This is a genomic window from Streptomyces adustus, assembly GCF_009377175.1.
GTDB lineage: Bacteria > Actinomycetota > Actinomycetes > Streptomycetales > Streptomycetaceae > Streptomyces > Streptomyces adustus.
The window spans coordinates 1-23,031 of record NZ_VJZD01000157.1; the positions used below are offsets into that span (position 1 = coordinate 1).

General features: G+C 71.8%; 19 protein-coding genes and 1 pseudogene. 5 read left to right on the forward strand and 15 right to left on the reverse strand.

Features of this window, described 5'->3' with window-relative positions:
* The 4 genes from FNH09_RS30380 to FNH09_RS30395 all read right to left on the reverse strand — a co-directional run.
* Positions 1-1,272, reverse strand: a 1,272-nt coding sequence (locus tag FNH09_RS30380) for an ATP-binding protein (RefSeq protein WP_238427197.1), incomplete at its 3' end; no start/stop codon positions are given.
* Positions 1,273-1,465: 193 nt separating this feature from the next.
* Positions 1,466-2,506, reverse strand: a complete 1,041-nt coding sequence (locus FNH09_RS30385; RefSeq protein WP_152893111.1) for an NAD(P)-dependent alcohol dehydrogenase — start codon at positions 2,504-2,506, stop codon at positions 1,466-1,468.
* Positions 2,507-2,526: 20 nt separating this feature from the next.
* Positions 2,527-3,306: an SDR family NAD(P)-dependent oxidoreductase gene (locus FNH09_RS30390; RefSeq protein ID WP_152893112.1), complete on the reverse strand. Its 780-nt coding sequence runs from the start codon at positions 3,304-3,306 to the stop codon at positions 2,527-2,529.
* A gap of 7 nt (positions 3,307-3,313) precedes the next feature.
* Positions 3,314-3,997 (reverse strand): TetR/AcrR family transcriptional regulator, encoded by a 684-nt coding sequence (locus tag FNH09_RS30395; RefSeq protein ID WP_152893113.1) that lies wholly within the window; start codon positions 3,995-3,997, stop codon positions 3,314-3,316.
* A gap of 203 nt (positions 3,998-4,200) precedes the next feature.
* On the opposite strand from FNH09_RS30395, the gene FNH09_RS30400 reads away from it, so the two are divergent.
* Positions 4,201-5,787, forward strand: a complete 1,587-nt coding sequence (locus FNH09_RS30400; RefSeq protein ID WP_202919781.1) for a hypothetical protein — start codon at positions 4,201-4,203, stop codon at positions 5,785-5,787.
* Positions 5,784-6,404: a GNAT family N-acetyltransferase gene (locus FNH09_RS30405; RefSeq protein WP_152893114.1), complete on the forward strand. Its 621-nt coding sequence runs from the start codon at positions 5,784-5,786 to the stop codon at positions 6,402-6,404. Before FNH09_RS30400 ends, FNH09_RS30405 begins: the two co-directional genes overlap by 4 nt.
* 4 nt (positions 6,405-6,408) lie before the next feature.
* Here the strand turns inward: FNH09_RS30405 and FNH09_RS30410 are convergent, their stop codons facing one another.
* On the reverse strand, positions 6,409-7,017 hold the full coding sequence (locus tag FNH09_RS30410) for a 3'-5' exonuclease (protein ID WP_152893115.1): 609 nt from the start codon (positions 7,015-7,017) through the stop codon (positions 6,409-6,411).
* 54 nt (positions 7,018-7,071) lie between these two features.
* A complete protein-coding gene (locus FNH09_RS30415; RefSeq protein WP_152893116.1) occupies positions 7,072-7,698 on the reverse strand; it encodes a hypothetical protein in 627 nt (208 codons plus the stop codon).
* Between the two features lie 157 nt (positions 7,699-7,855).
* Here FNH09_RS30415 and FNH09_RS30420 point away from each other — a divergent pair, with 157 nt between their 5' ends.
* Positions 7,856-8,689: a lysozyme gene (locus FNH09_RS30420; protein ID WP_152893117.1), complete on the forward strand. Its 834-nt coding sequence runs from the start codon at positions 7,856-7,858 to the stop codon at positions 8,687-8,689.
* A gap of 72 nt (positions 8,690-8,761) precedes the next feature.
* Here the strand turns inward: FNH09_RS30420 and FNH09_RS30425 are convergent, their stop codons facing one another.
* The 3 genes from FNH09_RS30425 to FNH09_RS30435 form a co-directional block, all read right to left on the reverse strand.
* On the reverse strand, positions 8,762-11,311 hold the full coding sequence (locus tag FNH09_RS30425; protein ID WP_152893118.1) for a discoidin domain-containing protein: 2,550 nt from the start codon (positions 11,309-11,311) through the stop codon (positions 8,762-8,764).
* A gap of 198 nt (positions 11,312-11,509) precedes the next feature.
* Positions 11,510-12,160, reverse strand: a complete 651-nt coding sequence (locus FNH09_RS30430; RefSeq protein WP_152893119.1) for a lipoprotein — start codon at positions 12,158-12,160, stop codon at positions 11,510-11,512.
* Positions 12,161-12,241: 81 nt separating this feature from the next.
* Positions 12,242-13,513, reverse strand: coding sequence for a PucR family transcriptional regulator (locus tag FNH09_RS30435; RefSeq protein ID WP_152893120.1), 1,272 nt, complete (start codon positions 13,511-13,513; stop codon positions 12,242-12,244).
* A 296-nt stretch (positions 13,514-13,809) separates the two neighbouring features.
* Here FNH09_RS30435 and FNH09_RS30440 point away from each other — a divergent pair, with 296 nt between their 5' ends.
* Complete coding sequence (locus FNH09_RS30440) at positions 13,810-15,600, forward strand: FAD-binding dehydrogenase (protein ID WP_152893121.1); 1,791 nt, start codon at positions 13,810-13,812, stop codon at positions 15,598-15,600.
* 70 nt (positions 15,601-15,670) lie between these two features.
* Here the strand turns inward: FNH09_RS30440 and meaB are convergent, their stop codons facing one another.
* From meaB to FNH09_RS30455, 3 genes are read right to left on the reverse strand one after another with little or no spacing between them, the layout of a single operon-like run.
* Entirely contained in the window at positions 15,671-16,654 is a 984-nt protein-coding gene (meaB, locus tag FNH09_RS30445) for a methylmalonyl Co-A mutase-associated GTPase MeaB (protein WP_152893122.1), read from the reverse strand.
* A gap of 4 nt (positions 16,655-16,658) precedes the next feature.
* Positions 16,659-18,833, reverse strand: a complete 2,175-nt coding sequence (gene scpA / locus FNH09_RS30450; protein ID WP_152893123.1) for a methylmalonyl-CoA mutase — start codon at positions 18,831-18,833, stop codon at positions 16,659-16,661.
* Positions 18,833-20,641 (reverse strand): methylmalonyl-CoA mutase subunit beta, encoded by a 1,809-nt coding sequence (locus FNH09_RS30455; protein WP_152893124.1) that lies wholly within the window; start codon positions 20,639-20,641, stop codon positions 18,833-18,835. Before FNH09_RS30455 ends, scpA begins: the two co-directional genes overlap by 1 nt.
* 356 nt (positions 20,642-20,997) lie before the next feature.
* Between FNH09_RS30455 and FNH09_RS47815 the strand changes: the two genes are divergently transcribed.
* Complete coding sequence (locus FNH09_RS47815; protein WP_202919782.1) at positions 20,998-21,165, forward strand: hypothetical protein; 168 nt, start codon at positions 20,998-21,000, stop codon at positions 21,163-21,165.
* A gap of 34 nt (positions 21,166-21,199) precedes the next feature.
* Here FNH09_RS47815 and FNH09_RS48970 read toward each other — a convergent pair whose 3' ends face one another.
* From FNH09_RS48970 to FNH09_RS30470, 3 genes and pseudogenes are all read right to left on the reverse strand, one after another.
* Positions 21,200-21,499 (reverse strand): hypothetical protein, encoded by a 300-nt coding sequence (locus FNH09_RS48970; RefSeq protein ID WP_338017722.1) that lies wholly within the window; start codon positions 21,497-21,499, stop codon positions 21,200-21,202.
* Between the two features lie 401 nt (positions 21,500-21,900).
* Complete coding sequence (locus FNH09_RS30465) at positions 21,901-22,881, reverse strand: polysaccharide deacetylase family protein (protein ID WP_152893126.1); 981 nt, start codon at positions 22,879-22,881, stop codon at positions 21,901-21,903.
* A gap of 35 nt (positions 22,882-22,916) precedes the next feature.
* A pseudogene (locus FNH09_RS30470) lies at positions 22,917-23,031 on the reverse strand (glycoside hydrolase family 11 protein); the annotation flags it as partial.

A 23,031-nucleotide genomic window follows, 5' to 3' on the forward strand; every position in this document is an offset into this window, starting at 1 on the left:
GGGCGGGGTGGCCTCGGCGGTGGCGCTCACCCGTGGCCGGCGGCGGCGTTGGGGCAGCCCGCCGGTGTCCGGCGGATCGGCCGGGGCCTGCTCGTGCTCCGGGGTGTGGTGCCCGGAGCCGGATGTCGAGGCGTCGTCGTCCGGGTCGGTCCCGTAGGTGTGGGCCGGTGCGGCGGCGGCCGGGTCCGGCCCCTGCGGGACGCGTGTGGTGCGCGGGGCGCTGGCCGCCGGCGGTCGTTCGGCCGGGTCGATACGGCTGAGGAGGTGGCTGTCGACCCGCAGCACCGCGCGCACGCCGCCGTAGGGGGAGGGCGAGGAGACGTCCACGGTCAGGTCGAACTGCCGGGTCAGCTGGCCGATCGCGGCCAGTCCCATGCGGGGCGGGTCGCCGAGGTCGGTCAGCAGGATCGGGTCGCGGCCGCCCACCAGCCGCTGGGCGCGGGCGCGTTCGTCCTCGGTCATGCCCAGACCGGCGTCGTCGACGGTGACGCACACTCCATGGTGGACGTGCTCCAGGTTCACCACGACGTCGGTGTCCGGCGCGGAGTGGCGCAGCGCGTTGTCGAGCAGTTCGGCCACGATGATGGCGGCGGGCTCGACCGCGTGCGACACCAGCGCGGTGCCGGGCCGGAGATGGTTGTGGACCTTTACCCGGTGGTAGCCGGGCACCCGTGCCTGGCCGCCGGTGACCGCGTCGACCAGGTGCGACTCCTCGCGGGCCAGTCCGACCCAGGCCCCGCACACCACCGCGGCGATCTGCGCCCGGCGCAGCGACTGCTCGTTCTCGTGGTCCAGCTGGAACAGGGTCAGCGTCAACTCGGGGTCGTCGTAACGCTGTTGCAGCGCGCGTAGAGCATCCTGGAGCCGGTACAGGGCCGCCTGGATCTCCCGGGTGGCACCGCGCATGCCGGCCTGCGCGGCCGCGTCGATCCGGGTGCGCTGCGCGAGCAGTTCGGCGCGCAGCCCGTCCAGGACGTTCTCCAGCGCGATGCCCAGCGGGGTTCCGGCGGTCTGCGTCAGGAGCGGGCCGGGGACCGTGATGTGCCGGTGGGCGGGCTGCCGGGCGGCGGCGGGCAGGCGCCGGGCCGCGAGGTGCTCGACCTCGGCGGTGAACGCGCGGGAACGGCCGTCCAGTTGGGTGCGCAGGGAGGTTATCTCCAGGCGCTGCCTGATCTGTTGGCGCCGCGACCGCAGCAACAGGCCGCCGAGGGCGAGCGCGGACAGGGTGCCTGCGGTGAGTCCGCCGGTCACGAGGTCCGGTAATTCGATCATCGAATCGGTTCCAGGGAAGGTCGGTCGGGGCAGGGGGTCCGAGCCCCGCTGTCGAGGCGCGCTCGGAGCACAGTACACACTGTCATCGACCGCTCTCGCACGGTCGAGGATCAGTTGGGTCCAAAACCCTCCGACCTCTGTTCAGTTCTGTGCCGACTGTCTGAATTGCCTTGTGTTGACTATGAGTTGAAGTTCAGCCGTGCGGCAGGACCACCGCACGTCCGTTGATCTTCCCCTTGTGCAGCCGCTCGTAGGCGAGCGGTGCCTCGTCCAGGGAGAAGGTCTCGGTGTGCACGGACACGGCGCCCGAGCGGGCCAGCGCCAGCACCTCCAACAGCTCGCCCCGGCTGCCCCAGTAGGGTGCGGTCACCGAGACCTCGAAGGGCAGCGTGCCGAAGCCGACGGGCAGCGAACCGCCGGCGATGCCGACGATCGTGACATCGGCCTCGACGGCGGCGACGGCGGCGGCCGTGGTCACGGTGGGCTGTGCGCCGACGAAGTCGAACACGGCCTCCGCCCCCACCCCGCCGGTGAGTTCGCGCACCGTGGCCGCGGCCTTCGGGTCCGAGAGCACCGCCTCGTGCGCGCCGACCTCGCGCGCCAGGCGCAGCTTGTCCTCGCTCACGTCCAGGGCGACCACCCGGGCCGGTGTCATCGCGCGCAGCAGCTGGATCGCGACGTGTCCGAGACCGCCGGCGCCGATGACGACCGCGGTGGACCCCGGCACCAGCTTGGGCAGCGACCGCTTGATCGCGTGGTACGGGGTCAGGCCCGCGTCCGTCAGCGGCACCGCCGCGACCGGGTCGAGGCCGTCGAGCGGCACCAGGTGGCGGGGGTTGTCGACGAGCAGGTACTCGGCCATCGAGCCCGGTGCGCCGAGCCCCGGCGGGCGGATGCCGAGCTCCTCGGCGCGCAGGCAGTAGTTCTCCTTGCCCTGGGCGCACTTGGCGCAGGTCCCGCAGCCCTGGGGGCCGTAGACCGCGACGGCGTCGCCCTCCTTCACCCCGGTCACACCCGCGCCCAGCGCGGCGACCGTACCCACGCCCTCGTGGCCGAGGGTGAGCGGAAGGCCGTAGGGGAAGTTCTCGGCGGGCCAGCTCATCACCGCGATGTCGGAGTGGCACACTCCGGCGGCGGTGACCTTCAACAGCACCTGGCCGGGGCCGGGTTCGGGATCGGGTACGGTCACGACCTCGGGCGGGGCGCCTATCGTGCGGTACTGAAGTGCCTTCATGGCGGATCTCCTTGTGCTGCTCAGACGGCCGTGTAGGCGCCGTCGACGAGGTGGTAGCTGCCGGCCACGAACGAGGCCCGCTCGGAGAGCAGGAAGGCGATCAGCTCGGCGACCTCCTCGGAGCGGCCGAGGCGGCCGGCCGGGTGCAGGCCCACCAGGCCGTCGTAGGCCGCCTGGTCCATGCCCTTGAGCAGCGGGGTCTCGATGAAGCCCGGGCCGACCGCGTTGACGCGGATGCCCTGCGCGGCGTACTCGGCGGCCGCCGTCTTCGTCAGCCCGACCACGCCGTGCTTGGCGGCGACGTACGCGCCCGAGCCGGCGAAGGCGACCGAGCCGAGGATGGAGGCGACGTTCACGATCGCGCCGCCCCTGCCGCCCGCCTCGATGGCCGGGAGCTCGTAGCGCATCGAGTAGAAGACGCCGTCGAGGTTGGTGCGTACGACACGGTCGTACGCCTCGATGTCGTACGCGCCCGTCGGGGCGCTCGGGCCGCCGATGCCGGCGTTGTTCACGGCCAGCTCCAGGCCGCCGAAGGTGTCGACGGCGAACGCGACGGCCGCCTCGACGGACTGGGGCCGGGTCACGTCCAGCGCCACGGCGGCGGCCTTGACGCCCTCCGCCCCGAGTGCGGCGGCGGCCTGCTCGGCGCCCTCGGCGTTGTAGTCGGCGATGACCACGTTGGCGCCGCCGGCGCCCAGTCGGCGGGCGGTGGCCAGGCCGATGCCGGACGCGGCGCCCGTGACGAGCGCGGTCCGGCCGGAGAACTCGGTGGCGTAGTCGGTGACGGGGGTGGTGCTCATGCTGTGCTCACTCTTCGGTAGTGCTTTCGGCGGCCGCGGACGCGGCCGCCGAGGTCAGGGCGTCGTAAGCCCGCTCCACCAGGGCGGCGAGGTCCCCGGTGGCCGGGTCGTGGTCGGCCGCGCCACGCGCCCACAGGCGCAGCGCGGCGGTGAGGACGCCGGCGGCGGCGTCGACGACGACGGCCGGGCGCACGTCCCGGACGTCGTCGGTGCCGAGCCGCTCGGCGATGATCCGGACCGACTCCTCCTGGGCGTCGACCCGGATGCGTTCGTAGGCGGCGAACAGAGCGGGTTCGCGGTCCACCAGGGCCAGCAGGCGCCGCATCTCGGGACGCAGATGCCAGGCCGGGTTCGCCTCGTCGGCGAGCCACTGCCGCACCGCCCTGCGGTAGGCGAGCAACGGGGGTTCGGCGGCGGGCCGGGCCCGCAACGCGGCGTTGATGGCGTCGCCGTCGCCGCGGACGAAGTCGAGGGCGGCGTCCTCCTTGCCGGTGAAGTGCCGGCTGAAGGTACGGCGGGTGACATCGGCGCGCTCCGCGATCGCCTCCACCGTGGTCGTCGCCAGGCCGTGTTCCAGGATCAGCTCCAGGGCGGCGGCGGCCAGCGCGTTGCGGGTCTGCCGGGCCTTGCGTGTGCGACGGTCCTCGGGGGTGCCGCCGTCGGCCGGGTCGATGGGCTCCGTTGCCTTCATGGGGGAGAGGCTACACCTGTGATGTCCCAATGGGACATGTGACCCGCCGAGACATCTGTCTCATGGGGACATCGATAGGCCGGGGCGGCACTGCTCGCCACCTCGGCCGTCATGCGGCCCCCGGCGGCCCTGTCGAACCGCCGTTTTCGCCCCTAGACTTACAACTCACTTACATGCGGGCGTAGTTGACAGGGGGAGCCGACATGTCCGGGGACTGGTACGGCGCGCGTCAAGGTGACTACGTGGTGCCCCCGATGCCGCCGGCGCCACCATCCGTGCCGCCCGCGCCGTCCGCACCACCCGACGGCGTCCGCGCGGTCGCGGTGGCCGTCCTCAACCTCAGCGGTCTGGGCCTCGGCTACGTACTCGTCCGAAGATGGCTCCCGGCGGCGGTCTGCTGGGCCGCGACCGCGGTACTGCTGCTCGTGGCGCTGCCGGCCGACCCGGACGGCGTCCCCAGGGCCGCGCTCGTCCTCTACGCTCTGTTCCTGCTCGCCGCCGCCGCGCACGGCGCGGTCGTGGGTCTGCGCACCCGGCTGACGTGGCCGCCCCGCGCACCCCTCGCGCTCGCGCTGGGACTGGTGCTGCTCGCGGCACCGGCCGGCGGCGTCGTGCTCTACGACGGCGCCCGCGACGAGGCGGTCGAGCGGATGCTCCTCGACCGCCTCGACGAGGCCGACCGGCTGGTGAAGTCGACCGGCGGAGAACACTTCGAGAGCGCCCGGGCCGACTACCGCAAGGCACTGGCCGTCTACGGCGACCTGCGCGCCCACCACCCCGACTCGCGGGCGGCCGCCCGGGTACCCGCCCGGATGCGGACCTTCTACACCACGGTCGGCGCCCCGTACGCGGCAGGACGCTACTGCGACGCGGTGGCCCCGCTGAAGTACCTGCGCACGGTGCCGGAGGCGCTGCCCGGGACGGACCTCGGCGACCTGGCCGCATGGCCCGACGACCGCCTGGCCACCTCGCTCTACGAGTGCGCCTCCGACGCGCTGGCGTCCGGCCAGTCCACCTGGCCGGCCCAGTTCGGCGAACTGCTCACCGGCTTCCCGGACTCGGCCCAGGCCGCGAAGGTCGAACCGGCCGTCGCCTCCGCCGTCGGCACCACCGAGAAGGGCCTGGGCGGCAAGGAACCGTGCACGGCCGTCGAGCAGTTGAAGACCCTCGGCACCAGGATCGACGCCATGTCGGTCGTGCAGACCGACATCGGCGACGCCCTCGACAACGACGCCCGGCGGGCCCGCTCCAGTGCCGACGCGGGGACCTACACCTGCGGCGTCGACCAGTACAAGGACGGCGACTTCGAGGGTGCGCAATCCACCATGACCACGTACGCGGCAGGCCACCGGGGCTCCGGGAAGGCCGCGCTGGCCAAGAAGTTCGCCATAGCGGCGGAGGTCGCCCAGACACTGCCCGCCGCGGGCAAGCACGTCCCGACGAACCGCTCCGGCGGCAGCATCTCGGTCACCGTCAAGAACGACAGCCCCGACGAGATCACCGTCCTGTACACGGGCCCGGTCACCGGCAGCTTCACGCTCAAGGCCTGTGGGAGCTGCTCCGTCTACCCCTTCGCCGCCACCAGCCTGTCGGGCGCCGAACCGTGCGGCCACAGCGGCCGGAACTATCCGCAGCGCACCATCCAACTCCCCGCCGGTACCACGTACTTCGTGCACCGGCCGAAGAGCGACAGCACCGCCTCGGCCGGCTCGGACACGGCTAAGCTGGAACCCGGCTACATCTACACGGAATGCGCCTACACGACGCAGGGCTTCGGGGTGACCTCATGAGCGGGCCGTACATACGCCCCTACCGCGCAGCCGACGACGACGGTGTCGCCGATGTGTGCGCCCGCACCGCGGACCTCGGCGGCGACTCCCGGCACATCTATCCCGACGAGCGGCTGATGTCGACCCTGTTCGCCGCCCCCTACTGCCATCTCGAACCCGGGCTCGCGTTCATCCTCGACGACGGGCGCGGCGGCGTCGGCGGATACGTCGTCGGCACCGCCGACACCGAGCGGTTCGCCCTGGACGTCCGCGACCGCTGGATACCGCGCGTCGCCGACCGGTACCCGCCGCGGACCGGACCGGCCACGACGCCGACGGAAGAGATGATCGACCTGCTGCACCGGCCCGAGCGGATGGTGCTCTCCGAACTCAAGGAATACCCGGCCCATCTGCACATCGATCTGCTCCCCGAGTTCCAACGACGGGGATACGGGCGGCAGTTGATGCACACCCTGTTCGACGCCCTGCACGACAGGGGTGTCCCGGCCGTCCACCTCGGCATGGTCACGGCCAACACCGACGCCCGCGCCTTCTACGACCGGCTGGGCTTCCACGAGATCCCGGTGCCGGACCCGGGTCCGCTGACCTATCTGGGCCGGACGACCGACACCCGCTGACCGGTCACCCGGATCCCGGCGCCGACCCCGGCGCCGGGACCGGCCAGGCACCCCGCGCCACCAGGTCGAGCACGAGCGCGCCGATGTTCCAGGCGTCGTCCTCGCCCCGGTGGTGCCGACCCTCCAACGGCAGCCCGGCCAGGCGCAGCGCCTGCGCCATGCCCGGGCGCCCGCGCAGCCCGTAGGCATCGGCGAAGACGGCTTTGGCGTTGGTGTGCGTGCGTTCGGCGGGGTGGCCGAAGGGATACGCCACGCCCTGCGCCCGGCACTGCCGGGTGAACTGGCGCCGGTCGTAGTCGCCCCAGCTCGCCCACGGCCGCACGCCCGCCGCGTACCGCTCGGACAGCGTCCGGCACGCCTCGGCGAAGCCGACCCCGCGGTCGACCTCGGCCTGGGTGAGTCCCGTCAGCTCGGTGCAGAACGCCGAGACCGTGGACCGTACGGGCCGCACCACGATCCGGTGCCGCTGTGTGCGCTCCCGGGCGCGCAGGTCGACCACGGTGAGTCCGATCTCGATGACCTCGCTCACCGCCCCGGGCGGCGGCTGTCCGTCCCAGCAGGTCGCCTCCAGGTCGATCACGTTCAGCAGCCCGTCGGAGTTCGTCGTGTCCATGCCCTCACGTTAGGGAAGGGGCCGTGCGCGGATCACCTGGTTTTCCGGCGGGCGTCAGTAGCGCTGCGCCTTGGCGAGCTTGGCGGTCACGTCCATGCTGACGGACTGCCTGCTGAACGCGATCGGCTCCTTGCTCGCGCCGGGCGCCAGGTTCTCCGCGCCGACGTACCGGGTCTCCACCACCTTGCCGTCCTTGTCCACGAAATCGACCTGTACCGCGTACGAGGCCTTCGCATTGGTCTTGTTGGTGATGCGGACCAGCACCGCCAGCACGCCCCCGGTCTGCGCCTTGGGGAACCCGCTCATGGCGACCTCGGAGGTGGCGTTCCCGCTGCCCTGGACGTTCGCCAGGGCCTTCTTCGCGGTCTCGCTCGCCCGGGCGGTGTCCGCGTCCACCGAGGCCTCGAACTCCGAGGCGCGGGCGGCGGCGGAGGAGACGGCCGCGGACGCGGAGGCCTTGGCGGAGGCGACGGCGGACGAGGCCGCGGACGCCAGGGCGGACGGCGGCAGACCGGAGAACGAGCCGGTGACCGGAGCGGACGGGGTGCCCGCCGGGGTGTTGGACTGGGAACCGCCGCCACAGCCGGCGAGGGCGCCGATCACGACGGCACAGGCGAGGGCCGCTACGGCCGTGACCGGTCGGCGTGATCCGGAGGCGGCTCCGAAGGGGATACGGGTCATGGGGGGTGTCCTCGGCGGTGCTGGCGGAGAGGGTCCCGTCCATCGTCGGCACGCCCCACCGGCCCCGCGACCCGGCCGCCGCCATTCGGAGCCGGGCGCGCCGCCGCCACCCCGACGGGCGGTATCCGAGATGCGGTCACGGGCCGCAGCGGTTCGGATGGGTTCCGTGCGTATACCCACGATCGCGGCGACCGGCCGCACCCGACTGTTGGTCACCGGCCTGCTGGTCGGCGCGTGCTCACTCGTCCAACCCTCCGCCGTGGCCAAGCAGGGCGACGGCTCGGTGGAGCGGGGCGGCGCCTACATGGGCATGGGAGTTGTGGCCCATGACGGCCAGGACGGCATCCCCGTCGAGACCAAGTCCTCGCAGAGCGAGGGGGTGGACGTCGCCAGCTACCAGGGCGACGTCGCCTGGTCGACCCTGTGGAACAGCGGGGTCAGATGGGCGTACACCAAGGCCACGGAAGGCACGTCCTACCAGAATCCGTCGTTCGCCCGGCAGTACAGCGGCGCCTACAACGTCGGCATGATCCGCGGCGCCTACCACTTCGCCACCCCCGACACCAGCAGCGGCGTCAGCCAGGCGAACTACTTCGTCGACCACGGCGGCGCCTGGTCCGACGACGGCAGGACGCTGCCCGGTGTGCTGGACATCGAGTGGAACCCGTACGGCGACGCCTGCTTCGGCAAGTCGAAGAGCGGGATGGTCGGTTGGATCCGCGACTTCCTCAAGACCTACGAGGAGCGCACCGGCCGCGACGCCGTGATCTACACGGCGACCTCCTGGTGGTCCCAGTGCACCGGCGACTACAGCGGCTTCGGCGCCAGCAACCCGCTGTGGATCGCCCGGTACGCCTCCAGCGTGGGCGCCCTGCCGGCCGGCTGGTCCTCCCACACGATGTGGCAGTACACGTCGTCCGGGCCGACGGTCGGCGACCACGACAGGTTCAACGGAGGCCTGGACAAGGTGCAGGCCCTCGCCTCCGGTTGACCCGGACGGCGTACGCCCCGGGACGGCCGTGACCGTCCCGGGGCGTACCCCTCACCCGTCACTCACCGCAGGTCACGGGAACAGGGTGACCTTCGACGGAACCGTGTCCGTCCCCGACGTCGGCGCGCCGGTGCTGTTGACCACGTGGGCGTACTGACCCTTGCCGCCCAGCGAGATCACCAGCAGGTCGTGCATCTTGATGCCGCTCTTGACCGGCACCTGGAAGCCGTGGGCCTGCACGATCGTGGAGTCGGTCGTGAAGTTGCAGTAGCTGCCCAGCCCCCAGGCCTCGTGCTCGTTCACGGTGTCGGCGACCTTGTAGGCCGCGTATCCGACGATGCCGTCGTGGGTGACGGCGGCGGCGTTCGGCACGTCGTACGCCTTCTCGTTCTGGAAGAAGATCGTCCGGCCGCGCTCGCCGCTCCACAGCACGTCGTACTTGTTGAAGTGCTCGACGAACAGGCCGGTGGCCAGCACGTCGTCGCCGTTGACCTTCAGACCGTAGTCGGCCCGGTTGGTGTCCCAGCCGACGCCGCTCCCGTGGTCCGCACGCCACAGCCAGGTGTGGTCGATGATGGCGTCGTCGCTGTTGACCACGACGGAGTTGGTGGCCAGCCCGGGGCCCGCCCCGCCGATCCGGACGAACACGTCCTGCATGGTGGTGGGGTTGGCGGAGTGGTCGGCGCTCGAACCGGCCGGGCCGATCTGGAGCAGGGTGTCGGAGTTGACCGAGCCGGCGTCGATGAGGAAGCCGGCCAGCCGGACGCCGTCGACGTCCGCGACGTGCATCGCGTCGACGCCGTTGTCGGGCACCAGGGTGGCCAGACCGAGACCGAGCACCACCGTGTTGGCGCGGTTCACCTCGATCGTGCGGTCGAGGTGGTAGACGCCCGGCGTGAACAGCAGGTTGAGGCCCTGGGCGAGCGCCGCGTTGATGGTGGCGGCGGTCGCGCCGGCCTTGACGACGTAGAACTGGCTGAGCGGGAGCGAGGTGCCGCCCGCGTTGGCCGGCCAGGACACCCCGCGCGCGTTGGTGCGCTTGGCGGGCACGAACACCTTGTAGTCACTGCCGTCGAGGTACAGGAACGGCTTCTCCCGCGAGACCGGGGTGTTGTCCAGCGTGGTGTACGGGCCGCTGTCGAAGTTCGTGGCCGGGGCGCCCTGGACACCGGTGAAGGTCATGTTCCAGACGCCGTTGGTCCAGCCGCCGACCGAGCTGTCCCGGGTGTACCACTGCTGCTGCGAGTACGGGCCCACGGTGCCGTCGATCTTCGAGTCGGCGATGTAGCCGCCGGACGCCCAGCCGTAGCCGTTCGGGGCGAGGTTGAGGCCGCCCTGGACGTGGATGCGGCGGAACGGCGCGGCCTGCGCGACGGCCCACCGGTCGTCGCCGCTGACGGGCCTGAGCGCGAGGTTCTCCGCCGAACGCCAGAAGTTCTGCGTGGCGTTGCCGTTGAACCAGCCCGCGTCCACGGTGATGTCGCCGTTGATCTGGGTGTCGTCGGGGTTGAGGCCGAGTCCGGAGATCGAGGTGTAGAAGCCGAGTTGGGCGTTGATGCCGTTGTACGTCCCCGGCTTGAGCAGGAACTGGTAGCGGCCGCTGCCGAACTGGTTGGACTCCTGCTGGGCGAAGACCTGGTCGAACTTCTGCTGGAGGTTGGGCGTCGAGGGGTCCACGACGATCACGTTCGGGCCCAGGTCGCCGCCGCCCTGGACGGGCGGGACGCTCCCGGAGCCGGTGTGCACGGCGACCTCCCACAGCGAGTAGCCGTACGGCGTCGCGCGGACCGTCCCGTTGACCCGCAGGTAGCGGCCCGAGCCGCTGACGTCGTAGGAGGCCGAGCCGCCGGTCGCGCCGGTCACGCTCTTGAGGGTGGTCCAGGTCTGGCCGTCCGTGGAGGCCTGGAGCTGGAACTCCTTGGCGTAGGCGGCCTCCCAGGTCAGATCGACCTTGCACAGGGTCTGCACCGAGCCGAGGTCGACCTGGAGCCACTGCGGGTCCGCGGCCTGGCTGGACCAGCGGGTGCCGGCGTCGCCGTCGAACGCGGCGGATGCGGGAGTGCCGGCGTTCTCGGTCGAGGAGGCGGAGGAGGGCCTGCCCTGCGCCGCGTTCGCCGTGGAGCAGGTGCCGGGCTGGCTGGTGTCGGTGCTGCCGAAGACCTGGAACTCCCAGAGCGAGTAGCCCCATTGGGTCGCCCGGTGCACACCCAGCATCCGGACGTAGCGGCCCTGGCCGGTGACGTCGAGGGTGTCCGTGCCGCCGTCGCCGCCGGTGACGGACTTCAGGTCGGTCCAGGTGCTGCCGTCCGCGGAGATCTGGACCTTGTAGTCCTTGCCGTAGGCCGCCTCCCAGTTGAGGACGATCTGGGTGACCGAGGCCGTGGCGCCCAGGTCGACCCGGAGCCACTGGTCGTCGCTCGCGCCGGAGGACCAGCGGGTCGCGGTGCTGCCGTCCACGGCGTAGGCGGCGGGGGTGCCGGCGTTCTCGTCCGACGACGATGTCACCGCCTTGCCCTGGGAGAGCGGCGTCTCCGCCGCGGTCGCCGGGGTGTGGGCGGGGAGGGTGACCAACGCTGCCGTGGCGGCGAGCGCGACACCCAGGGATCTGAGTCTGAGTCTCATGGATTGGCTTTCTGCGGGTGCGATGAAAATGGGGAACGCACTTGAACGCACTGAACGCACTTGTGGGGCGCCTTAGTTCAGGATTTGATTTAAGTGGTGACGCAACCGGGCGGCAAGACCCCGGACCGGAAAATCCCGAGCGGCGCACCACGCGGCCACCCCGGCGTCACGCTCCGGGATGGCCGCGACTACCCGGTGTCAGCCGACGCGCAGGGTGCGCCGGGCGAGTTCGAGCGCCGGGAGCATCGCCCGGTGCTCCTCGGTGTCCAGCCCGCCGAGGTGCAGGACGACCGGACCCTCGGGCGTGGCGACGGCGAGGGCGCTCTCCTGCTTCGGCTCGTCCAGGAACTCGCTAGAGTAGAGGTACTCCACCTCGACGCCGTCGAGGCCGCCGGTCCTGAACGGGGTGTACTTCGCCTCGCCGACCTTGCCCTCGGCCGCGACGAAGGCCGCCAGGACGGAACGGATGGCGGCGTCGCCGGGCGGGCCGGTGAACACGCGCAGGAAACCGATGTTCCCGGCGGGCTTGGCGTCGATCTCGCACACGGCCGTGACCGGTCCCTGACGCAGCGCCAGATCGCCGAACTCCCCACTGTCGGCAACCGAGTTGTCGATCGCCTCGGCCTTCCAGTCGCGGACGGTGGCGAAGCTGACGGGCAACGCGCAGGCCGATCCCGGGGCGCCGACGGTGGCACCGCTCGCGACGGCCGTGGCCCCGCCAGTGGAGGTCCGCGCCGACGGCTTGGCGTCCTGCTCCGGTTCCGCGTCCTGGCCGCACGCCGTCAACGCCGCCGCCAGCACCAGGAGCTGCGCCCACCCGTGCCGTCTGATCCCTGCCCCGACCTGCATGTATGTGTCTCCCCTCGATCCCGGCGGGACAGCCTAGCCGAGCGCGGGCGGGGCGGGGCGGGCGCGGGCGACGGCGTCCGGTCAGGGCCGCTCGGGCGGTGCCCCGTCCGCCCCCAGCCAGGTGGTGAGCGCCCACCACCAGTGCAGCGCGTGCACCGGCCCGGAGCCCCCCGCGGGCGGCAGATCGGCCAGCGATCCGCCGGTGATCTGCTGAAGCCGGCCGAGTCGGTAGCGCACGGTGTTCGGATGAGTGAACAGGGCCGCTGCGGTCTGGTCGAGCCGACGGCCGCAGTCGAGGAACGTGAGTGCGGTGCGGGCCAGTTGACGGTGGAAGCCGTCCTCGGGGTCGAGCGCGCCGAGCAGGCGACGGCTCAACTCGGCACCCAGGAGCGGTTGTTCGGCCAGCGCAAGCTCGGCGGCGAAGTCCGTGAGCTCGTACAGCCCGTGCCGTCCCCGCCGGCCCGCGAGGTCCACGGCGCGTACGCACAGCCGGTACAGGGCGCTCAGTCCGGCCGGTGGAGCGGCCGGTGCGACCACGACGAGACCGCCCGGCGGGCATTCCCCGGCCGTCGGCGGACGGGGGCCCAGGCCCGCCAGATGTCCGTCCAGCCGGGCCGTGACCGCGTGCGGGAACCGGAGCGTGTGCGGGTGGGCCGGGGCGGCGACGAAGCAGTGCAGCAGGCCCTCGGCGTTCGGCCGCGCCCCGGCCCGCGCCAGGTCCTGGGCGTCCGGGACGATCCCGCCGACCAGCAACTGCCGCAGCAGCCTGGCCCGGGAGGCGTCGGCCCCGTCCGGCGCCGCGCCCTCCGCGGCCCGGTAGCCGTGCACGACGTGCCGCTCCAGCGCGTCCCCGTACTCCTTCAGCCGCAGCACCACCGTGAGGAGGGTGCCGTCCGAGACGCCCGCCGAACGGCAGCGGTCCACGGTGATCTCCACCGCCCGCGTCAGCGCGGCCTGCACACCCCGCAGCACGGCGGTCACCGGCACCCCCTGACCGGCCCGGTCCGCGCCCAGCAGCAGGGCCGCGCTGAAGTCCTGCGCCTCGACCGATTCGACCCCCTCGAATGTCCCGACCGACCCGACGTCATCGACCGTCTCGTTCGCCGTGACCGGGCCGGGCGTCCCGGCCGGGTCGAGCGCGCGCGCCGCCTCGGCGCGGTCCAGCGCGGTGAACCAGGAGCCGGCCGCTCGGACCATCGCCGTGACGTGCGAGCGCGTCTCCGCCTCGGCGAGCCGGGCCAGCGCCGGCGAGCGGGTGCGGGCCGCGCGGACCAGCTCGCCGCACACATCCGTGTCGGCGGCCATGGCCCGCAGGATCGCGGCGACCGGCTCGGGTCCGTGGACGACGGTCATGGGCCCCCTCCCGTCCGGCCGCTGTCGCCGGGCCACAACGACATGGTGGTCACGTTGACGCCCGGCCACTACCGCGCTGTCGTGACGAGCTGGTTTCCTGTGGGCTACCGACGGTAACAGTGTGTTTCTCGCGGGAACAACCTGTGCACCCCCGCGAACTCCCGCTCCTTCGACCCCGATCGTGCGGCCGGTCGTGCGACCGGCCGTCCCGTCGTGTCCTCCTACCCGCCGCGCACTCTTCCGTACCCCGCCGTCCCCCTCGTACCGCCCGTCCGTCCCTCCTCGGAAGGCAGTCCATGGAGAACCCCGCAGCCCCCACCGGGATCACCCGCCGCCGCGCCCTGACCGCGACCGGCGGGGTGCTCGCCTCGGCGGCCCTCGCCCAGACGGTCGCCGCCTTCCCCGCCGCCGCGGCGTCCCAGGACGCGGACGCGATCGTCGTCGGCCACGGCCTCGCGGGACTCGTCGCCACCGCCGAACTGGCCGCCGCGGGGCGCCGGGTGCTCCTCCTCGACCAGGAACCGGAGGCCTCGCTCGGCGGGCAGGCGTTCTGGTCGTTCGGCGGTCTGTTCTTCGTCGACTCCGACGAGCAGCGGCTCATGGGCGTCAAGGACTCGCACGACCTGGCCTGGCAGGACTGGCTCGGCGCGGCCGGCTTCGACCGGGGCGTCGGCGACCCGGCGGGCCAGGACTACTGGGCCTACAAGTGGGCCCAGGCATATGTGGACTTCGCGTCCGGCGAGAAGCGGTCCTGGCTGTCCGGCCTCGGTGTGCAGTGGTTCCCGATCGTCGGCTGGGCGGAGCGGGGCGGCGGCCTCGCGGACGGCCACGGCAACTCGGTGCCGCGCTTCCATGTCACCTGGGGCACCGGGCCCGCGGTGGTCGAGCCGTTCGAGAAGAAGGTGCGGGCCGCGGTGGCCGCCGGCAAGGTCTCCTTCCGGTTCCGGTACCGGGTCGACGGCATCGTCACCACGGGCGGCGCGGTCACCGGCGTACGCGGCGCGATCCTGGAACCGAGCAGCGCGGCCCGGGGCAAGCCCAGCTCCCGTACCGTCGTGGGCGACTTCGAACTGCACGCCCCGGTGGTGGTCGTGACCTCCGGCGGCATCGGCGCCAACCACGACCTGGTCCGGCAGAACTGGCCGGCCCGGCTGGGCACCCCGCCGAAGACCATGATCACGGGAGTGCCCGCGCACGTCGACGGCCGGATGCTCGCGATCACCCAGGCGGCGGGCGGCCGGATCGTCAACCCCGACCGGATGTGGCACTACACCGAGGGGCTGAGGAACTACGCGCCGATCTGGCCCGACCACGGCATCCGCATCCTGCCCGGCCCGTCCTCGATGTGGTTCGACGCCACCGGCAAGCGCTTCAACGCCCCCGACATCCCCGGGTACGACACCCTGCACACCCTCAAGTCGATCACCGGCTCGGGCTACGACTACTCCTGGTTCGTCACCACCCAGAAGATCATCGCCAAGGAGTTCGCGCTCTCCGGCTCCGAGCAGAACCCGGACCTCACCAACAAGAACATCCTCCAACTGCTGTCCCGGATCTGGCAGACCCCGGAGCCGATCGAGAAGTTCAAGAACAACGGGGTCGACTTCGTGGTCGCCTCGACGCTGCCCGAACTCGTCGCCGGGATGAACAAGCTGACCGGGGACGGTCTCATCGACCTGGCCGACCTCAAACGGCAGATCGACGCCCGGGACCGGGAGATCGACAATCCCTACACCAAGGACCTTCAGGTGATGGGCATCCGCAACGCGCTCAACTACCCGGGCGACTCGCTGAGCCGTACCGCCCCGATCCACAAGATCCTGGACAGCAGCGCAGGACCGCTGATCGCGGTGCGCCTCAACATCCTCACCCGCAAGACCCTCGGCGGCCTCCAGACCGACCTCTCCGGCCGCGTCCTCGACCAGACCGGGTCCCCCGTCCCCGGTCTGTACGCGGCCGGAGAGGTCGCCGGCTTCGGCGGCGGCGGAGTGCACGGCTACCGCTCCCTGGAAGGCACCTTCCTGGGCGGCTGTCTGTTCTCCGGCCGGCAGGCGGGACGCGCGGCGGCGGCAGCCACCGCGACCTGAGCCGTCCCGCCCGCGGGCCGGCCCCTCGGGCTCGTGCGGCACGAGCCCTCGCGGGCCCCGCGGCACGGCCCTAGGACTGGCCGCCGAACGCCTTGAGCAGGTGTTCGGCGGCCAGCGTGGCCGTCAACTCCCCGTCCCTGACCTGTTGTTCCAGCGCAGGCGCCAGTTCGCGCACGGCCGGGTCGGCGTGCAGCCGGCCCAGCAGTTCGTCCCGGACCATCGACCAGGTCCAGTCGACCTGCTGGTCCCGGCGCTTCGCGGCCAGCCGCCCGGTCGAGTCGAGCAGCGTGCGGTGCTGCTCCAGGCGCTCCCAGACGGTCTCCAGACCGGTCGACTCCCGCGCGCTGCAACTGAGCACCGGCGGCGCCCAGACCGCGTCCCTGCCGTGCATCAGCCGCAGCGCGCCCGCCAACTCCCGCGCGGCCGCCTGGGCGTCGCGCTGGTGCGGACCGTCCGCCTTGTTCACGGCGATCACGTCGGCCAGCTCCAGCACGCCCTTCTTGATGCCCTGGAGCTGGTCGCCGGTGCGCGCCAGCGTGAGCAGCAGGAAGGAGTCGACCATGTTGGCGACGGCCGTCTCGGACTGGCCCACGCCGACCGTCTCCACCAGCACGACGTCGTAGCCCGCCGCCTCCATCACCACGATCGACTCGCGTGTGGCCTTGGCGACCCCGCCGAGCGTCCCGGCCGTGGGGGAGGGGCGGACGAAGGCCGCCGGGTCCACGGCCAGGCGTTCCATCCGGGTCTTGTCGCCCAGGATCGAACCGCCCGTCCGGGTGGAGGACGGATCGACGGCGAGCACCGCGACCCGGTGCCCGAGCGAGGTCAGCAGGGTGCCGAACGCGTCGATGAACGTGGACTTGCCCACGCCCGGCACACCGCTGACGCCGATCCGCCGTGCCCGGCCGCTGTGCGGCAGCAGCGCGGTCAGCAACTCCTGCGCCAGCGACCGGTGCTGCGGCCGGGTGGACTCGACGAGCGTGATGGCGCGCGCGACGATCGCACGCTTCCCGTCGAGCACACCCTTCACATAGGTGTCGAGGTCGATCGCCATGGGTTCAGTGGCCGTGCCCGAGATCGGCGGCCAGCCGCTGCACCAGGTCGTACGCCGCGTCCGGGATCACCGTCCCGGGCGGGAACACCGCCGCCGCGCCCATCTCCAGCAGCGTCGGGACGTCCTGCGGCGGAATCACCCCGCCGACCACGATCATGATGTCCTCGCGCCCCTCCGCGGCCAGCTCCTCCTTCAGCGCCGGTACGAGGGTGAGGTGCCCGGCGGCCAGCGACGACACCCCGACGATGTGCACGTCCGCCTCGACGGCCTGCCGGGCCACCTCGGCCGGGGTCTGGAACAGCGGGCCGACGTCCACGTCGAAGCCGAGGTCGGCGAACGCGGTGGCGATCACCTTCTGGCCGCGGTCGTGCCCGTCCTGGCCCATCTTGGCCACCAGGATGCGCGGACGGCGGCCCTCGGACTCCTCGAAGGTGTCCACCAGGGCCCGGGTGCGGTCCACCGACGGGGACTCGCCTGCTTCGTTGCGGTACACGCCGGAGATCGTACGGATCTGGCTCGAGTGCCGCCCGTACACCTTCTCCAGGGCGTCCGAGATCTCGCCCACGGTGGCCTTGGCGCGCGCCGCGCGCACCGCCAGCTCCAGCAGGTTGCCGTCGCCGTCGGCGGCCCGGGTCAGCGCGTCCAGCGCGTCCCGGCACACGGTCTCGTCCCGCTCCGCCCGCAGCCGCCGCAGCTTCTCGATCTGCTGCGCGCGCACCGAGGAGTTGTCGACCTTCAGGACCTCGATCTGCTCGTCGCTGTCCACCCGGTACTTGTTGACGCCGATCACCGGCTGTCGGCCGGAGTCGATCCGGGCCTGGGTGCGGGCCGCGGCCTCCTCCACGCGCAGTTTCGGGATGCCCGCGTCGATGGCCTGCGCCATGCCGCCCGCCTGCTCGACCTCCTGGATGTGCTGCCAGGCCCGGCGGGCGAGGTCGTACGTCAGCTTCTCGACGTACGCGCTGCCGCCCCACGGGTCGATCGCCCGGGTCGTGCCGGACTCCTGCTGGATCAGCAGCTGGGTGTTGCGGGCGATGCGCGCCGAGAAGTCGGTGGGCAGCGCGAGCGCCTCGTCGAGCGCGTTGGTGTGCAGCGACTGGGTGTGCCCCTGGGTTGCCGCCATCGCCTCGACGCAGGTGCGCGTGACGTTGTTGAACACGTCCTGCGCGGTCAGCGACCAGCCGGAGGTCTGCGAATGGGTGCGCAGGGAAAGCGACTTGGGGTTCTGCGGGTCGAACTGCCGCACCAGCTTGGCCCACAGCAGCCGGGCCGCGCGCAACTTGGCGATCTCCATGAAGAAGTTCATGCCGATCGCCCAGAAGAAGGACAGCCGCGGCGCGAACGCGTCCACGTCCAGGCCCGCCTCCCGCCCGGCGCGGATGTACTCCACGCCGTCCGCGAGGGTGTAGGCGAGCTCCAGGTCGGCCGTCGCGCCCGCCTCCTGGATGTGATACCCGGAGATGGAGATGGAGTTGTAGCGCGGCATCCGCTGCGAGGTGAAGGCGAAGATGTCGGAGATGATCCGCATCGACGGCTTCGGCGGGTAGATGTAGGTGTTGCGGACCATGAACTCCTTGAGGATGTCGTTCTGGATGGTCCCCGCCAGCTTCTCCGCCGGCACTCCCTGCTCCTCGGCCGCCACGATGTACAGCGCGAGGATCGGCAGCACGGCGCCGTTCATCGTCATCGACACGGACATCTTGTCCAGTGGGATGCCGTCGAACAGCTGGCGCATGTCGTAGATCGAGTCGATGGCCACGCCCGCCATGCCGACGTCACCGGTCACCCGCGGGTGGTCGCTGTCGTAGCCGCGGTGGGTGGGCAGGTCGAAGGCGACCGACAGGCCCTTCTGGCCGGCCGCCAGGTTGCGCCGGTAGAAGGCGTTGGACTCCTCCGCGGTGGAGAAGCCCGCGTACTGGCGGATGGTCCAGGGCTGGTTGACGTACATCGTCGGGTACGGCCCGCGCAGATACGGAGCCATGCCCGGATACGTCCCCAGGAAGTCCAGGCCCTCCAGGTCACGCCCGGTGTACAGCGGCTTGACGCCGATGCCCTCCGGGGTCTCCCACAGCAGGTCGTCCCCGCCGGCGGCGGTCTTGAGGGCTTCGTCCCAGGCCTCGGCGCCGCCGTCGACAGTCGGGCTGCCCAGTTCGATCCCGGAGAAGTCGGGGATTCCCATCAGGACACTCCCATGCGGTCGAGGGTCGCGGACAGCACGGCCACGGCGTCGCAGCCCGCGAAGACGTACGAGTCGACACCCGGGTACTGCCCGGGGCGACCGGCGAGGAACACCTGCGAGGCACCCGCGGACCTGAGCTCCTCGGCCACGGCCGCCGCCTGCTCCCCGTACAGCGCGTCGCTGGAGCAGAGGCAGACCTCGGTGGCGCCGCTGTCCGCGAAGCTCCCCTCGGTGACGGGCTCGATGCCGCCCGCCTGGAAGAGGTTGGCCGCGAACGTCGTGCGCGCGGTGTGGGCCGCGGCGGGCCCGATCGCGGCGAGGAAGACCCGCGGACGGGAGCCGGTGGCGGCGAGATGGGCGTCGGAGCGGGCGCGCAGCTCCTCGTACGCCTCGTCGCGCCGCACCCGCGGCAGGCCGCCGGACGGCCGCTCGGGCGCCGGCCGACGCTCCACCGGGCGCTCGGCGAGATGCGGGAACTCGCTGACACCGGTGATCGGTTCACGGCGCTTGGCGAGCCGGGCGCTGCGGTCCGCCCAGGTGGCGGCGAGCTCCTCGGGCAGCCGCCCGGAGCGCAGGACGGCCGCCTGGCCGCCCAGGCCCTCGATCCACTGGAAGAACTCCCAGCCCGCGTGGGCGAGTTCGTCCGTCAGCCGCTCCACGTACCAGGAGCCACCCGCCGGGTCGATGACCCGGGCCAGGTGTGACTCCTCGACCAGGATGGTGGACGTGTTGCGGGCGATGCGCCGGGCGAACGCGTCCGGCAGCCCGAGCGAGTCGTCGAAGGGCAGCACGGTCACGGAGTCGGCGCCGCCGACGCCCGCGGCGAGCGTGGCGACCGTGGTGCGCAGCATGTTCACCCACGGGTCGCGGCGCGACATCATCACCGGCGACGACACGGCGTGCTGCACCTGGGCGCCCGCGCCCGGCGCGCCGCACACCTCGGCGACCCGCGCCCACAGCCGGCGGGCGGCCCGCAGCTTGGCGATGGTCAGGAACTGGTCGGCGGTGGCCGCGTAGCGGAACTCCAGCTGTGCGCAGGCCTGTTCGATGCTCAGTCCGGCCTCGGTCAGCGCACGCAGATACGCGACACCGGTGGCCAGCGAGCAGCCGAGCTCCTGCGCGGCCGAGCCGCCGGCCTCGTGGTACGGCAGTGCGTCCACGGTCAGCGCCCGCAGCCCCGGGTACTCCTCGGCGCACAGCCGGGCGAGTGCGGTCACGCCGGGCAGCGCGAGTTCCTCGCCGGTGCGGGCCTCGTGCCCGAGCGGGTCGGCGCCCAGGGTGCCGCGCGCCGCCTCCTTGGCGACGCCGCGTTCGTCGTACAGGCGCAGCAGCTCGCGGGCGGCGGGCTCGACCGAGCTGCCCGCGTCGAGGGCGACCGGCGCCAGGTCGAGGAGGACCCCTTCGAGCGCCGTGTCGAGCGACTCCACGGGGATGCCGCCGTCGCCGACGACGAGCCACAGCGAGGTGACGCCGTTCTCCAGGTCGGTGAGGACGGCGGAGTTGTCCGCCGTCGTGTGCCGCTGGCGTACGTCCCAGCCGCCGGTGGTGTTCCCTTCGGCTCGGGCCCCGCGCACGAACGGCGCGAATCCCGGGAAACCGGGATCCGGCGCGGCTTCGCGCGCGGTGTAGAGGGGTCGGGTGAGCAACCCGTCCTCGAGGGCGGTGGACAGGGCGTCCTCGGCTTCGTCGCCCGAGACCTCCTTGCCCGACTTTCGCAGGACACCCGCCACCAGGCGTTGCCACTGCTCATGCGTCGCGTCAGGGAACTCGGCGGCCAGTGGGAGCCCGTCGTCAGGCAGGACCGTCATGTTCGGATGCTAGGCCAGATCAACAAGCGAGCAGCAGTGGGCACGGCTGTGACCTTGCCCTCTGCCGCAATGTGACCTGCCTCTCCCGCGCGGCCCGCGCGCTCCCGCGCCCGCGCGCGTCCCCTTCTGGCCCTGCTACGGAATGCATGGGTCTGTCACGGTTCTTCAGTAGTCCGACAGGGCCGACCCTCGCCCCGTCCCGCGAGCCGCGTGCGGCGCTCCCGGCAGGGGGTGGCCGGTGTGGCCCGAATCCGACTTTCCGCTACTCCCAGTAACATGATGATCTTGTCGCTCGGATGTGTCATCCGGCCAACCGGCGCCCTTAAAGGGGCATCACCCTCATTCGGAGAAATCGCATGACTACGCAGAGTGACGTCGTGGATCAGGCGCGCGTCAACTACGAGCAGCACACCGCGACCTGCCGGCAGTGCTACGTCGACACCACGCCGTGCCCCGTGTCCAAGCACCTCCTGCGCATCTACAACAACGCGCGCAGGACCCAGGCCGGTGCTGCCCGACGCTGAGCGCGAGACCCGGCCGGGCCCTGGTGCCGTGGCGCTAGTTCCACAGCGGGATGTTGACCACCCGGTCGTAGCCCTCCGGCCTGTCGCCGGGGAAGACGAGGTTCATCTGGGTGAACTGGAGGACGCGGGGGTTCTGCTTCCACGTGTGCGGATGCTCCAGCACCACGATGACGGGATACGAGTGGAACTTTCCCGCCGCGCAGAACGGCTTGCAGTCGTTGACCGCGTTGTATCCCGTGGCCACCGCGTCGTTGGCGTCCCAGCTTGACCAGTGCAGGGCGGCCAGACGGCTGTTGCCGTCGCCGCAGGCGAGGATGAACTCACTGGGGCGCACCTCCGGGTCCGAAAGGCAGCCGAGCAGTACGGGTAGGACGGATGCCCTGGCCGCCGGACCCGCCGGGTGGCTGTCGGAGGTCGCCGCGGCGGGAGCTGCGGAAGTCGTTCCCAAAGCTGTGACGAGCGTTGCGGCCGCCCAGAGCGTGACCGCAGTCCTCCACTTGTGTCCGCGCATGTCGTGCTCCCCGCCGCGTGTTGCCTGCCGTGTCCCGCCGGGATCCGAATCGACGCCCCGTCGGTATCTGTATCGACGCTACGACTGTCTCAGGTGTTGCACCACTCGGACGCGATTGGCGCGCTTCTATAGCTCGATGTGACGAATTTCGGCATTCGGGGTGGCGCGGCGGCCCGAAACCACCGCGCCACCGGGGCGCTGCTCCTTGCGGATGTGTGCGGGGGTCAGCCTGTGGTGCAGGAGACGGTGGGCCAGGTCCAGTTGCCGTTGGTCTGGATGGTGACGCCGAAGTTGTTGCCGTTGCCGTTGGGTTTGGCGGTGAGTACCTGGGCGCTGGGGTAGGTGGCGGTGATGTTCCAGGTGGAGAGGATCTTCGCGGGGCTGGGGACGTTCATGGTGACGGTCCAGTTGGTGGCGCCGGTGACCGCGACGTTGAGGTTGTAGCGGTCGCTCCACTGCTGTCCCGCGGAGAGCGTCGCGGCGCAGCCGCTGTTCCCGCCACCGCCACCGCCGCTGCCGTCGGGGGCCACGGCGCGCCCCGTCTGCGGAGAGATCATTCCGGCGCACAGACCGCGGGCGGCCAGCCCCTGTGCGATGCGCGGGATCGCCGCGACCGTGTTGGCCGGCCAGTCGTGCATGAGGATGATCTGACCGTTGGTCAGCCGTCCGGCGGCCTGCACGATCGCGTCGGTGCTCGCGCCGTTCCAGTCCTGCGAGTCGACGTCCCAGATGATCTCGGTGAGTCCGTACTTGGCCTCCACCGACTTCAACGTCGCGTTGGTCTCTCCGTAGGGCGGCCGGAACAGCCGGGGCGTGCCGCCGCCGGCGGCGGAGATGGCCTGCTGGGTCCGGGAGATCTCTGAGTCCATCTGCGCCTGGCTCTGCTGGGTCAGATGCGGATGGGTGTAGCTGTGGTTGCCCACCCACATGCCGGCGTCGACCTGGGCCCGTACCTGGGCGGGGTTGGCCGCGGCGTACTGGCCCTCGTTGAACATGGTGGCCCGCAGCCCGTTCTGCCGGAGCGCGTTCAGCAGGCTCGGCGTGCTGCCGGACGGGCCGTCGTCGAAGGTGAGTCCGACGTAGCCGTTGCAGGCGGCCGCCCGGGACGGGCCGGCCGAGAGGGCGAGGGTGCCCGCGGCGGCCGTGGCGACGACGGCCAGTGCGGCCGTCAGGGAACGTAACGCGGGAAGTGGTCCGTTGGACATACGGCGTGCTCCTCCGGTCTCGGTGTGTGCGGGGGTCAGCCTGTGGTGCAGGAGACGGTGGGCCAGGTCCAGTTGCCGTTGGTCTGGATGGTGACGCCGAAGTTGTTGCCGTTGCCGTTGGGTTTGGCGGTGAGTACCTGGGCGCTGGGG